The organism is Rhodanobacter sp. KK11 (assembly GCF_033345435.1).
Classification (GTDB): domain Bacteria; phylum Pseudomonadota; class Gammaproteobacteria; order Xanthomonadales; family Rhodanobacteraceae; genus Rhodanobacter.
Window position 1 is genome coordinate 1,360,957 of record NZ_JAWPMI010000001.1, and the last position, 13,130, is coordinate 1,374,086.

At 69.4% G+C, this 13,130-nt stretch carries 10 protein-coding genes; 7 read left to right on the top strand and 3 right to left on the bottom strand.

Annotated features, from left to right (window positions below; all coding sequences use genetic code 11):
* Positions 1-2: 2 nt before the first annotated feature.
* From R5H19_RS06055 to R5H19_RS06065, 3 genes are read right to left on the bottom strand one after another with little or no spacing between them, the layout of a single operon-like run.
* Positions 3-3,032: an EAL domain-containing protein gene (locus tag R5H19_RS06055; protein WP_318158049.1), complete on the bottom strand. Its 3,030-nt coding sequence runs from the start codon at positions 3,030-3,032 to the stop codon at positions 3-5.
* The gene (locus tag R5H19_RS06060) at positions 3,029-3,409 is read right to left on the bottom strand and encodes a response regulator (protein ID WP_318158050.1); all 381 of its coding nucleotides are present in this window, start codon (positions 3,407-3,409) and stop codon (positions 3,029-3,031) included. The genes R5H19_RS06055 and R5H19_RS06060 overlap by 4 nt, the downstream gene beginning before the upstream one ends.
* Entirely contained in the window at positions 3,406-4,866 is a 1,461-nt protein-coding gene (locus R5H19_RS06065; RefSeq protein ID WP_318158051.1) for a PAS domain S-box protein, read from the bottom strand. The genes R5H19_RS06060 and R5H19_RS06065 overlap by 4 nt, the downstream gene beginning before the upstream one ends.
* Positions 4,867-5,199: 333 nt before the next feature.
* On the opposite strand from R5H19_RS06065, the gene R5H19_RS06070 reads away from it, so the two are divergent.
* The 7 genes from R5H19_RS06070 to purF all read left to right on the top strand — a co-directional run bounded on the left by R5H19_RS06070 (position 5,200) and on the right by purF (position 13,096).
* Entirely contained in the window at positions 5,200-5,625 is a 426-nt protein-coding gene (locus tag R5H19_RS06070) for a heavy metal-responsive transcriptional regulator (RefSeq protein ID WP_318158052.1), read from the top strand.
* On the top strand, positions 5,622-8,210 hold the full coding sequence (locus R5H19_RS06075) for a heavy metal translocating P-type ATPase (protein ID WP_318158053.1): 2,589 nt from the start codon (positions 5,622-5,624) through the stop codon (positions 8,208-8,210). Before R5H19_RS06070 ends, R5H19_RS06075 begins: the two co-directional genes overlap by 4 nt.
* Positions 8,211-8,302: 92 nt before the next feature.
* A complete protein-coding gene (locus R5H19_RS06080) occupies positions 8,303-8,467 on the top strand; it encodes a hypothetical protein (protein ID WP_318158054.1) in 165 nt (54 codons plus the stop codon).
* Between the two features lie 78 nt (positions 8,468-8,545).
* The gene (gene folC, locus R5H19_RS06085; protein ID WP_318158055.1) at positions 8,546-9,820 is read left to right on the top strand and encodes a bifunctional tetrahydrofolate synthase/dihydrofolate synthase; all 1,275 of its coding nucleotides are present in this window, start codon (positions 8,546-8,548) and stop codon (positions 9,818-9,820) included.
* 77 nt (positions 9,821-9,897) lie between these two features.
* On the top strand, positions 9,898-10,926 hold the full coding sequence (locus tag R5H19_RS06090; RefSeq protein ID WP_318158056.1) for an SPOR domain-containing protein: 1,029 nt from the start codon (positions 9,898-9,900) through the stop codon (positions 10,924-10,926).
* A 36-nt stretch (positions 10,927-10,962) separates the two neighbouring features.
* Entirely contained in the window at positions 10,963-11,592 is a 630-nt protein-coding gene (locus R5H19_RS06095) for a CvpA family protein (RefSeq protein WP_318158057.1), read from the top strand.
* Between the two features lie 28 nt (positions 11,593-11,620).
* Positions 11,621-13,096, top strand: coding sequence for an amidophosphoribosyltransferase (gene purF / locus R5H19_RS06100; protein ID WP_318158058.1), 1,476 nt, complete (start codon positions 11,621-11,623; stop codon positions 13,094-13,096).
* The last annotated feature ends 34 nt before the right edge of the window (positions 13,097-13,130 follow it).

Here is a 13,130-nt window from a genome sequence, read left to right on the forward strand (position 1 = left end):
GTCTACGCCAGCTGCGCCAGCAACTCCTCGAATTTCGCCGCCGGCATCGGTTGTCCGAGAAAATAGCCCTGCAGGACATCGCAGCGCAGCAGGCGCAGCAGCTTGACCTGTTCTTCGTTCTCCACACCCTCCGCAACCACCTGGAGCGAGAGTGAGTGGGCGAGGTTGATGAGGTTGGTGATCAGGCCCATGGTTTCCGGGCTCTGCGTCAGCGTGGCGATGAACGACTGGTCGATCTTGATCTCGTCCGCAGGCAGGCGCGCCAGGTAGTTGAGCGACGAATAGCCGGTGCCGAAGTCGTCGATGGAAATGCGGCAACCCATCCTGCGCAGCTGTTCGAGCAACGGGATGTTGTGGTCGATGTCGTCCATCAGCAGGCTTTCGGTGATCTCGACGTCGATGCCCTGGTTGGCGCGGCTGGATTCGAGGATCGCGTGGCACTGGCTGAGGAAGCCGCTGTAGCGCAACTCGCGTGCGGACACGTTGACCGCGATGCGCAGCTCCGGCTGGTAGCGGGCGCGCCATGCCGTGGCCTGGATCAGCGCCTCGCGCATCACGTGTTCGCCCACGGGAACGATCAGCCCGGTTTCTTCCAGCACGGGTATGAACTCGGCGGGCGGGACCATGCCGCGTACCGGGCTGTGCCATCGCAGCAAGGCCTCGGCGCCGATCAGGCGGTTGCCGATGGTGCTGAACTTGGGCTGGTAGAGCAGTTCGAATTCGCGCTGGGCCAGGGCGCGGCGCAGGTCGCGTTCCAGTTTCAGACGGCGTGCGGCACGTCCCTGCAGCGCTTCGCTGAACACGTGCAGGAGCTCGTCGCGGCGCTCCGCCTCGGCCAGCGCCGACATGCCGTTGCGTTCGAGCATCTCGCCGTCGACGCCGTGTTGCGGGGCGATCGCCACGCCGCCCTGCAGGTTGATGAAGATCTCCTCGTCGTCGATCGTGAAGACCTGATCCTCGAACCTTTTCAGTTGTGCCTGCAGCCGCTCCATTTCCGCATTGAGCGTATCGGTGACCGGATAGGCGAGCAGGAACGTGCAGCCTTCCGGGTGCGCCACGAACCCCGGGGCGGGGAAGACGCGGCGCAGCCGCTTGCCGATGTGCCGCAGACACTGGTCGCCGAATGCGCGGCCGCGCGAATCGTTGATGTAGGCAAAACGCCGTATGTCGAGCACGCAGACGATCATCGGCCCGCAGGCCTGCATCGTCTGTACCTGCTTGCGGAATGCGTTGCGGCTGGGCAGGCCGGTGACGGGATTGTGATAGGCCAGGTATTCGAGCCGTTCGCTCTTGGTGATGAAGTCCGCGGCGCGGTCGATTTCGTCCGCCAGCCGTTCGATCAGGCCGATTTCTTCCTCGTCGTAGTCGCGTGCCGATTCCGAGAATAGGGTCAGGACACCCCAGGGCTCGGCCCCCAGCGGGAGTGCCACTTCCGACATGACGCCGGCCTGCGCCATTTCCCTGCGCAGCGTGAGGGGAACGTCCGCATGGGTGAAATCGCCGATGACCACCCTGTGCTTTTCGCGGAAGGCCTGCACACCGGGGTGCTGGTAGTGAGGGCCGGGCAGCTTCACGATCATCGGCTCGCTGGGCGCCGCGAAATGCAGCGTGGTCGCGTCACCGTAGCTGGCGACGACGCGCAGCGTGCCGTCGGCAACGCCCTCGCCGATGCTGGCAGCCCTGAAGCCGCCCTGGTCGACGGCGACCCGGCAGGCGTCGTGCAGCAGCTCGTTGCGGTTGGACGTCCGCACGACGATGTTGCCGATGGCGCTGAGTACGGCATGGATGCGGGCGAGCCGGCGGATCCGCGCTTCCTGGGCCAGTCGCTCGGTGTTGTCGTGATGGACGCCGCGATAGCCGATGGTCCGGCCGGAGGCGTCCAGCACGGGATTCGCGGTGCTTTCCAGGGTGTGCACGCTGCCGTCGCGATGGCACCAGCGCAGGGACTGCCTGCGCCACGGCCGCGGTCGCTCGAGAAAGGAAGGGATGCGTTGCATGACCAGGGCACGATCCGCCGGGTGAATCAGCGTCATCACGTTGCGGCCCAGCAGTTCCCTGGCGCCGTAGCCGAGCATCCGCTGCACGGCGCTGTTGGTATAGACCAGGCCCCCTTCGCGATCGACTTCCCAGATCCAGTCCTGGCTTGCCTCGACGATGCTGCGGAAGCGCTCCTCGCTTTCGTGCAACGCGCGTTCGACGCGTTCGCGCTCGGTAATGTCGCGAATGAACATCGTGTAGAGGCGGCCTTGCGAGGTATCCAGCCACGAGATCGATGCCTCGATCGGAAATTCGCTGCCGTCGCGCCGCAATGCGCGCAGCAGGCGCGGCGCCGCCTGATGCGACAGCTCCGCCTGCCAGGCCTGCTGGAAGCTTGCGGGGAAGAAACCGGCCACGGGACTGCGCAAGGCCTTCGCCCGGGAGCACCCGAACATCGCCTCGGCGGCGGCGTTGAAGAGGACGATCCTCCCCTTGTCGTCGAAGGCGACGATGGCGTCGAGCGCCGATTCGACCAGACCGGACAGGCGTGCCTCGGTCTGCGCCAGCCCTTCGCATGCGCGCTCGAGTTCGGCGCTCTTGTCCTCCAGCTTGCGCACCAGCGTTTCGCTGTACTGGCGCAGCACGGGGGACTCGATTTCCTGCGGCGCCGGCGCCGGGTCCCTGCTGCGCGGCCCGGCGGCTGCCGCGTGCAGGGCCGCCATGATGACCGCGGTGGGCGCCGGTTTGGAGATGTACGCATCGGCGCCGGCGCTGCGGGCCAGTTCACGGTCGGTGGGCGAGTTGTAGGTGCTGGTATAGAGCACCAGCGGCAAGTGGCTGAAGCGTGCGAGCTTCCTCACCTCCAGGCACAGGCGATAGCCGTCCATGCGCGGCATCAGGATGTCGGACACCACGCCGTCGACCGCCTCGCGCTCGAGTGCCGCCAGCGCTTCGATGCCGTTGGCCGCGTCGAAAACGACGTGGCCCTCGGCTTCCAGCTGGGCCCGCAGCAGTTTGAGATTGATGGGCTGGTCGTCGACTATCAGGATCTTCATGGGCGGCCGGCTCCGCGAAGGTAGGCCGCGACCTGCCCGGGGAACGCGCGGGTATCGATCGGTTTGGCGATGTAGCCGTCGCAGCCGGCTTCGCGGGCGCGCTCCTCGTCGCCCTTCATGGCGAAGGCCGTGAGTGCGACGATGGGCACGTTTTTGAAGCGCTCCTGGGTCTTGAGCCTGCGTGCGAGGGTCAGTCCGTCCATGCCGGGCAGCGAGATGTCCATGAGGATCAGGTCGGGAACGATGTCGTGCAGCAGGACCAGTGCCTGCTCGGCGTCGACCGCGTGGTCCACCAGGTAGCCCTCCAGCTCGAGCACGCACATCGCCAACTTGAGGTTGGTGGGGTTGTCGTCGACCACCAGGATGCGTTGCGTCACGGCGCCTCCGCCTGCAACGGCAGCAGCACGGTGATGGCGGTGCCGCGGCCCGGTTCGCTTTCCACCGTGATCGTGCCGTGCTGGATTTCGACCAGCTTGCGGGTCAGCGCAAGCCCGAGCCCGGTGCCCTGGAAGCGCCTCGCCGCGCCGCGCTCGATGCGCTGGAACTCGACGAACAGGCAGGCGAGGTCGTCGGCCGCGATGCCGATGCCGGTGTCGATGACACGCAGCTGCAGCTGGCCGTCGGGCGTGTTCGCGGCGTCGATGCGTACCTGCCCGCCGGAGTCGGTGAACTTGACCGCGTTGGAGAGCAGGTTCAGCAGGATCTGCTTGAACTTGTGGCGGTCGAGCCTGACGTGGCCCAGCCCGGGAGCGATGGTCGCGGTCACCGCCACGTGCTTCTCGTCCGCCTGCGGCGAAAGCACCGCGCGGACCTCGTCGATGGCCGGCGGCAGCGCGAAGTCCTCCACCTGCAGCTCCATGCGGCCGGCCTCGATCTTGGCGATGTCGAGCAGGTCGTTCACCAACTGCAGCAGGTGGCGGCTGCTGTTGAGGATGTCGCCGAGGAATTCCCTCTGGCGGTCCTGCAGCGGCCCGACCTTGCCGTCGACCAGCAGCTGCGAGAAGCCGATGATGCCGTTCAACGGCGTGCGCAGCTCGTGCGACATGTTCGCCAGGAACTGGCTCTTCAACCGGTTCGCCTGCTGCAGCGAAGCTTCGACCTGCTTGCGTTCGGTGACGTCGCGGATGGCGCTGGACACCAGCGGTCCGTCCTCGGTCTGCATCGGGCTCAGGCTGATCTCCACCGGGAATTCGGTGCCGTCCTTGCGCAGGCCGTAGAGCTCCAGGCCCGCGCCCATGTTGCGTGCCCGCGGTTGCACGAAGAAGCTGGCGCGGTGTTCCGGGTGCCGGTGGCGGAAGCGGGCCGGTACCAGCATCTCGATCGCCTGGCCGAGCAGTTCCTCGCGCTTCCAGCCGAACAGGCGCACCGCCTGGGAGTTGGCCAGCACGATCAGGCCCTCGCGGTTGACGATCACCATCGCGTCGGGCGCCGATTCCAGCAAGTCCCGGAATTTTTCCTCGGCGCGCTTGCGTACCGTGATGTCCCGCACCGCGCTCATGACCATCGTGACCCCGTCCATCACGATCGGGCTGAGGCTGATCTCGACCGGGAATTCCTCGCCGTCGCGGCGGCGGCCGCGCAGTTCGAGGTTGGCCCCCATCGGACGGGCGCGCGGCTGCGCAAAGAACTTGCCGCGGTGGTGCACGTGCGCCTCGCGGTAGCGCTCGGGCAACAGCATCTGCAGCGATTGCCCGATCAGCTCGGCGGTGGAGTAGCGGAAGACACTCCCGGCCTGGGAATTGGCGAACACGATCTTTCCGTCGGCATCGACCATGACGATGGCGTCCGGCATCGCTTCCAGCAGGTCACGCAACTGCCCGGCAAGGTCGAACATGGCTTGTCTCCCATGGGCCACGAACTGAACGCCAGCCCGGCGCCGAAGCTGCAGTGCGATGCCGGGGTCTTCCATTGGAGCGGATCCGGTCCGTTGGACCCGCATGGCATGCGGGATCGCTCCCCAGTGCGGGATGGTCGTTACCCGAGTCGAGCGCTCCCGGGTGCCTGAAGGCGGTATCCGCCATCGCGTACCCCTGGCAACGCCGCTCTCCGCCTGCCGCAAGGGACTATAGACCGGGCGGAGACGGCGGGCCACCACCCGGACCGGCGCGAGTCGATACGGAGGCAGGGCTTGACTCTAGACCTGGATCATAGGTCTAGACTATCTGCCATGAACACGCAAACTCATCCCCTGACCATCGGTGCCGTCGCCAAGCGCGCCGGCGTGGCGATCGACACCATCCGTTACTACGAGCGCGAGGGCCTGCTGCCCGAGCCGCAGCGGCGCGCGTCGGGCTATCGCAGTTACGGCGACAGTGCGGTGGCGCAGTTGCGCTTCATCCGCCGCGCCAAGGATCTCGGCTTCACGCTGGAGGAGATCCGCGAGCTGCTGGCCTTGTCGGCGGATCGCCAGCGCGGGGTGAAGGCGGTGAAGCGGCGGGCGCAGCAGCGGCTGGCGGCGATCGAACAGCGTATTGCCGAGCTGCAGCGCGTGCGCGACGGGCTGGCGCAGCTGGTGGCGTCGTGCCCGGGGCATGGCAAGCCGGAGCAGTGCCCGATCCTGCGCGCGCTCAGCGACGACGGGGTGTCGGCATGAATGCCCATGCGTGCTGCCACGGTGGCGACGGGATATCGCCAGTGACGACCGATCCGGTCTGCGGCATGTCGGTGGATCCCGCCACCTCGACGCATCAATCCACGCATGACGGGCGGACGTTCCATTTCTGCTGCGGCGGCTGCAAGGCGAAGTTCGACGCCGCGCCGTCCGCCTACGCGGGGGGCAGCCACGGCGGGGCGGGCGACTGCTGTGCGGCGCAACCGGCGCCGCCGCCTGCCGCCCGCGAACCTCACGGCCACCTCCTTCACGATCACCACGGCCACGCGTACGCCCGCACGGTGAAGGACCCGGTCTGCGGCATGGACGTCGATCCGCTCACCGCGAAGCATCGCGCCGAGCATGACGGCCACGCGTATCACTTCTGCTCCGCGCGCTGCCGGGAGAAATTCGTGGCCGGTCCACTGGCCTGGCTGGAGGATCGCCCGGCACCGCCGGCGGTGCCGCCCGGCACGATCTACACCTGTCCGATGCATCCCGAGATCCGGCAGGTCGGCCCTGGCGATTGCCCGATCTGCGGCATGGCGCTGGAACCGATGATGCCGACGCTGGACGCGGACGACGGCGGCGAGCTGGCGTCGATGACGCGGCGCTTCTGGTGGCTGGTGGCGTTGACCTTGCCGGTGTTCGCGCTGGCGATGGGGCCGCACCTGTTCGGCTGGCACCTGCCCGCGCCGTGGGACGGCGTGGCGGCCTGGACCGAGGCGTTGCTGGCCAGCGTGGTGGTGCTGTGGGGCGGCGCGCCGTTCTTCGCGCGCGGCTGGCGCTCGCTGAAACCCTGGCGCCCGAACATGTACACGCTGATCGCGCTGGGCACCGGCGTGGCGTGGCTGTACAGCGCGGTGGCGTTCCTGCTGCCGGGCATCTTCCCGGACGGCTTCCGCGACGTGCACGGCCGCGTCGCGGTGTACTTCGAATCGGCGGCGGTGATCGTCACCCTGGTCATGCTGGGCGATTTCCTGGAGCTGCGCGCGCGCCGGCGCACCGGCGCGGCACTGAGGTTGCTGCTGGGCCTGGTGCCGAAGACGGCGCGGCGGATCGCCGCCGACGGCAGCGAAGCCGACGTGGCGCTGGACGAGGTGGGTGCTGGCGACGTGCTGCGCGTGCGTCCTGGCGAGAAGGTGCCGGTGGACGGCGTGGTGCTGGATGGCGCGAGCCACGTCGACGAGTCGATGCTCACCGGCGAACCGATGCCGGTGGCCAAGGCCGTGGGCGACGCGCTGACCGGTGGCACGGTGAACCAGGACGGTGGCCTGACCATGCGCGCGCAGAAGGTCGGCGGCGAGACCATGCTGGCGCAGATCGTGGCGCTGGTGGCGGCCGCGCAGCGCAGCAAGGCGCCGCTGCAGCGCGTGGCCGACAGGGTGGCGGCGTGGTTCGTGCCGGCGGTGGTGGTGGTGGCCGTGGCGGCGTTCGCGGCATGGGCGCTGGCCGGGCCGGAGCCGCGCCTCACGCATGCGCTGATCGCCGCGGTGTCGGTGCTGATCATCGCCTGTCCGTGCGCGCTTGGCCTGGCCACGCCGATCTCGATCATGGTGGCCAGCGGCCGCGGCGCACAGCACGGGGTGCTGTTCAAGGACGCCGGTGCGATCGAGCGCATGCGCGACATCGATACCCTGGTGGTGGACAAGACCGGCACGCTGACTCTCGGCAAGCCGACGCTGAGCGAGCTGGTGATCGTGGACGGCCAGTCGCGCGAACGCCTGCTGGCGCTGGCCGCCGCGCTGGAACGGCCGAGCGAACATCCGCTGGCGCGGGCGGTCGTGACGGCGGCGGACGCCGAAGACGTGCCGATGCTGGCGGCGACGGAGTTCCGTTCGCTGACCGGCCGTGGCGTCAGCGCGACGGTGGACGGTAGCGAGGTGGCGCTGGGCAACGCGAAGCTGATGGCCGAGTCGCGCATCGCGATCGCCGCCGCCGCTGGCGCCCGCGCCGAGCAGTTGCGCGGGCAGGGCGCCACGGTGATGTTCCTGGCCGTCGACGGCGTGCTCGCCGCCCTGCTCGCGGTGGCCGACCGGATCAAGCCGGACACGCCGGCGGCGATCGCGGCACTGCACGCGGCCGGTCTGCGCATCGTGATGCTCACCGGCGACAACGCCACTACCGCGCAGGCGGTGGCGGGCGAGCTGGGCATCGACGAAGTGCACGCCGACGTGTCGCCGGCCGACAAGGCGGCGGCGGTGAATGCGCTGCGTGCCGAGGGCCGTCGCGTGGCGATGGCCGGCGACGGCATCAACGATGCGCCTGCGCTGGCCGCGGCCGACGTCGGCATCGCCATGGGCAGCGGCACCGACGTGGCGATGGAGAGCGCCTCGGTGACCCTGGTCAAGGGCGAACTGGGCGCGATCGTGCGCGCGCGCCGGCTGTCGCAAGCCACCGTGCGCAACATCCACCAGAACCTGTTCTTCGCCTTCGTCTACAACGCGGTCGGCGTGCCGCTGGCGGCCGGCGTGCTGTATCCGTGGTTCGGCATCACGCTGTCGCCGATGATCGCCGCGCTGGCGATGAGCCTGAGCTCGGTGTCGGTGGTGAGCAACGCGCTGCGGCTGCGCCGCGCATCGCCATGACGATCGTCAGCAGCGACGGTTGACGGTTGCCTCTGTGGTCGCCGCCGCCGGGCGAGCATGTTTCCGCACCGTGGTGGTGCGGGAGAACATCCATGAACGTCAGCTCCGACACGCGCAACGCCCTCGACAAATACCTTCCGATGCTGCTCGGCCTGCTGGTCGCGCTGCTGGTCGGCAAGGCGTTGAGGAAAACCCTGTGGGGCCTGTTCGGCGTGTACATGGCGCTGCATTACAGCGGCATGCATCCGTTCGGCTGAGCCCGTGCCTTAGACTTCGTGCCTCCCGTCCGCGCGTCGGCGCGGATGCCCTCCGATCACCCGGAACGAAGTCACCACATGAGCCGCACTCTCGCCGAATGGCTGGCGTATCAGGAACGCGTCAACGTCCACAGCATCGAGCTGGGGCTCGACCGGGTACGCGAAGTGTGGCGGCGGATGGGCGCGCCGGCGCCGGCCCGGCGGGTGATTACCGTGGGCGGCACCAACGGCAAGGGCTCCACCGTGGCCTTGCTGGAGGCGATGCTGCGTGCCGCCGTCCTGCGCGTGGGCGCGTTCACCTCGCCGCACCTGCTGGAATACAACGAACGCGTGCGCATCGACGGCGTGAACGCCGGCAGCGCCGCGCTGATCGACTCGTTCGAGCGGATCGAGGCGGCGCGCGGCGAGGTTCCGCTGACCTATTTCGAGTTCGGCGCGCTGGCCGCGCTGGACCTGTTCGCCCGTGCCCGCCTCGACGTGGCCCTGCTGGAAGTGGGGCTGGGCGGCCGGCTGGATGCGGTCAACATCATCGATGCCGACGTGGCGGTGATCACCACGGTGGACCTGGACCACATGGAGTGGCTGGGCCCGGACCGCGACAGCATCGGCCGCGAGAAGGCCGGCATCGCCCGCGCCGGCCGGCCAGCGATCGTGGGTGAGCTGGACCCGCCGGCCGGCCTGCTCGATGCGCTGGTCGAGCGCGGTGCGCGGGTCGAGCGGGCCGGCATCGACTTCAGCGTCGAGCGCCACCAGGACGGCTGGCGCTGGCGCCACCGCGACGGCAGCGCGATGGAGCTGCCCGCTCCCGCGCTGGCGGCGCCGGTGCAGTACGCGAACGCGGCAGCGGCGATCGCCGCGCTGCATGCGCTCGGCCTGGAGATGCTCACGCCCAGCGCCTTCTTCGCCGCGATCAGCACCGGCCTGCACGAGGTGCGGGTGCCGGCGCGGCTGCAGTCGATCGGCGGCGAGCCGCCGGTGATCGTGGACGTGGGCCACAACCCGCAGGCCGCGCGCGTGCTGGCCGAATGGCTGGATGCGCAGCCGCCGGCGCGGGTGCATGCGGTGTATGGCGCGCTGGCGGACAAGGACGTGGCCGGGGTGATCGGCGCGCTCGGCACGCGCATCGACCACTGGCACCTGGCCGGGCTGGACCGGGCCACCCCGCGCGGCATGACGGTGGCGGCGCTGGCCGCGACCCTGCGCCAGGTTCTGCCGCAGGCTTCGTGCGACCTGCATGCCGACGTGGGCGCCGCGCTGGCGGCGGCGCGTGCGGCGGCGCGACCGGGCGAGCGCATCCTCGCGTTCGGCTCGTTCTTCGTGGCCAGTGCGGTGCTCGCTGAACGCGGCGTCTGAGGGCGACGCGTGGCGTCCGGCGCGGGCAGGTATAATCGCGCCGTTGCGCACCGCGTTTGCCGCCCTGGAGCGAAAACTTGAAAACACGCCTGCTGGGAGCCGCCGTCCTGATTGCGCTGGCGGTTCTGTTCGTGCCGATGTTCTTTTCCAGCACGCCTCCGGCCCCGGGTGGCGACCAGGCCGTCAGCCTGGCGATCCCGCCGGCGCCGGACCGCGATCTGCAGACCCGCACCATGAGCCTGGCGCCGGATGCCGCCGCCAGCGGATCGACGGCCGCCAGCCTGCCGACCGAGTCGGTGGCGCCAACGTCGAGCGACAGGCTGGCCACGGTGGAGATCGGTTCCAGGCGTCCGCGCGACGTGGAAACCGATCCCGAAGCCGGCAAGCCGCCGCAGCCGACCACGGTGACCACCGGCGCCGGCACGTCGCCGAGCCAGCCGGTGATCCCGCAGCAGACCATTCCATCGCAGGCCACGGCGAACAGCGCCACGCCATCGGCAGGCAAGTCGCAGCCGACGGTCGCCGCGCCGCCGCGGCCGACTCCTGCGGTGACGCCTGTGGCCGCGCCGGTCGCGCCCGTCGCCGGGCGCGGCAGCTACACGCTCAACCTCAGCGCCTACGCCAGCGCCGCCGGTGCCGCCAACCTGGAGCGCCGTGTGCGCGAACTGGGTTACCCGGTCACCGGCCGTGCCATCAGCCAGGGCGGCAGCCAGCGCACCCTGGTCATTGCCGGACCATTCGAGACGCGGGCCGCGGCCGAAGCGGCGCGGCTGAAGATCACCCAGTCGATCCCCGGCGTGCCTGCACGGCTCGAACAGGACGCCAGCCGTGAAAGCGCCGCAACGCCGATGGCCACGGCCACTGCGCGGGCCGGCGGCTGGGCCGTGCAGCTGGCGGCGATGAGCAACCAGGCCGACGCGAGCGCGCTGCGCGACAAGCTGCGCGCGAACGGTTTCGACGGCTTCGTCGATTCGGTGCAGTCCGGCGGCAGGCAGTTGTGGCGGGTGCGCGCCGGCCCGCAGACCCAGCGCGCCGACGCGCAGCGGCTGCACGAGCAGATCAAGGCGAAGCTGGGCATCGACGGCAACGTCGTGCCGGTACCCTGAGCACGCCGCTGCGGGCGCACTGACAGGCAGACACCGGTGAACTGGACCGACTACCTCATCCTTGGCGTACTGGCCCTGTCGGTCTTCGTCGGGCTGTGGCGCGGCCTGGTCTCCGAGGTGATGGCGCTGGCGATCTGGATCGCCGCGTTCTGGGTGGCGTGGATGCTCGGCCCCGCCGCGGCCGCACGGCTGGAGCACGTGATCGAGCTGCCGTCGGCGCGGATCATCGTGGGCTACGGGCTGTGTTTCGTCGCCGTGCTGATCCTCGGCGCGCTGCTGCGCTTCGTGATCGGCAAGTTGATCGAGAGCACCGGGCTATCCGGCACCGACCGGTTGCTGGGCATGCTGTTCGGTTTCGCGCGCGGCGTGCTGCTGGTGGCCTTGCTGGTGTTTCTGGTCGGTTTCACCGCGTTCACGCGTGATCCGTGGTGGCGGCAGTCGGTGCTGTTGCCGCACTTCCAGCACGTGGCGTCCTGGCTGGGCCAGCAGGTGCCGCCCGGCGTGCGCGAATACTTCCATCCGCCGGCGGCGCTCGGCCAGCTGTCCCGCTTGCCGGCGGCATGGCCAGACCCCATCTCGGGCAAGGCGCCAGCACCGGCAACGAGCGTGCTGCGTCCGGCGTTGCCGGCGGCGGCTGGCACCGCCGGTGCGTCCCGGTCTCCCTGAACAAACCCTCTCAAGCAGGCAACAAACCATGTGCGGAATCATCGGCATCGTCGGTACCACCGAAGTGGCATCGGCGCTTTATGACGGCCTGACGGTGCTGCAGCACCGTGGTCAGGACGCGGCCGGCATCGCCACCGTGGACGGCGCGCGGCTGCGCCTGCACAAGGGCAACGGGCTGGTGCGCGACGTGTTCACCCAGGGGGCGATGAGCGGCCTGCGCGGGCGCATCGGCATCGGCCACTGCCGTTACCCGACTGCCGGTTCGGAAGGCTCGGCCGAGGCGCAGCCGTTCTACGTCAATTCGCCGTACGGCATCGCGTTCGCGCACAACGGCAACCTGGTCAACACCGACGCGCTGCGCCGCGAGATGTTCCAGGACGACCGCCGCCACATCAACACCGATTCCGATTCCGAGGTGCTGCTGAACGTGCTGGCGCACGAGCTGCAGATCCAGGACCGCATGGAGCTGACCCCCGACCACATCTTCAAGGCGGTGGCCGGCGTGCATGCGCGCGCGCGCGGCGGCTACGCCTGCCTCGCGCTGCTGCTGGGCTACGGCCTGATCGCGTTCCGCGATCCCAACGGCATCCGCCCGCTGGTGCTGGGCGAGCGGGTCAACGGCGAGGGCCGCGAATACGCGGTGGCGTCGGAATCGGTGGCGCTGGACATCCTCGGCTTCAAGCGCATCCGCGACGTGGCGCCGGGCGAGGCGGTGATCATCACCGACGACGGCCAGTTGCACACCCGTCGCTGCGCCGAGGGCGCGCCGCATACGCCGTGCATCTTCGAGTACGTCTACCTGGCGCGGCCCGACTCGATGATCGAGGACGTCTCGGTGTACAAGGCGCGCCTGCGCATGGGCGAGAAGCTGGCCGCGAAGATCCTGCGCGAGCGGCCCGACCACGGCATCGACGCGGTGATCCCGATCCCCGACACCGCGCGCACCGCCGCCAGCGCGCTGGCCGGCGCGCTCGGCGTGCCGTTCCGCGAGGGCTTCGTCAAGAACCGCTACATCGGCCGCACCTTCATCATGCCGGGGCAGGGCGAGCGGGTGAAGTCGGTGCGCCGCAAGCTCAACGCGATCGACCTGGAGTTCCGCAAGAAGAACGTGCTGCTGGTCGACGACTCGATCGTGCGCGGCACCACCTCGAAACAGATCATCCAGATGGCCCGCGACGCCGGCGCGAAGAACGTCTACTTCGCCTCTGCCGCGCCACCGGTGCGCTATCCCAACGTGTACGGCATCGACATGCCGTCGACTTCGGAACTGGTCGCCGCCGGGCGCACCGAGCAGGAAGTCGAGCGGACGATCGGCGCCGACTGGCTGATCTACCAGGACCTGAAGGACCTGATCTGGGCGGTGCAGGACGGCAACGAGGAACTGACGCGATTCGATACCTCGTGCTTCTCCGGCGAGTACGTCACCGGCCTCGACCAGAACTACCTGGCGCAGATCGAGATGCTGCGCTCGGACGACGCCAAGGCCGCGCGGCGGGTGGTGTGAGAGCCAGAGGCGAGGGGCAACAGCTCGCCCCGGT

Bases quoted from the DNA above. Each gene is read 5' to 3' on its own strand.
- R5H19_RS06055 (WP_318158049.1), bottom strand. From the start codon at position 3,032: ATGAAGATCCTGATAGTCGACGACCAGCCCATCAATCTCAAACTGCTG.
- R5H19_RS06065 (WP_318158051.1), bottom strand. From the start codon at position 4,866: ATGTTCGACCTTGCCGGGCAGTTGCGTGACCTGCTGGAAGCGATGCCG.
- R5H19_RS06070 (WP_318158052.1), top strand. From the start codon at position 5,200: ATGAACACGCAAACTCATCCCCTGACCATCGGTGCCGTCGCCAAGCGC.
- R5H19_RS06075 (WP_318158053.1), top strand. From the start codon at position 5,622: ATGAATGCCCATGCGTGCTGCCACGGTGGCGACGGGATATCGCCAGTG.
- R5H19_RS06080 (WP_318158054.1), top strand. From the start codon at position 8,303: ATGAACGTCAGCTCCGACACGCGCAACGCCCTCGACAAATACCTTCCG.
- folC (WP_318158055.1), top strand. From the start codon at position 8,546: ATGAGCCGCACTCTCGCCGAATGGCTGGCGTATCAGGAACGCGTCAAC.
- purF (WP_318158058.1), top strand. From the start codon at position 11,621: ATGTGCGGAATCATCGGCATCGTCGGTACCACCGAAGTGGCATCGGCG.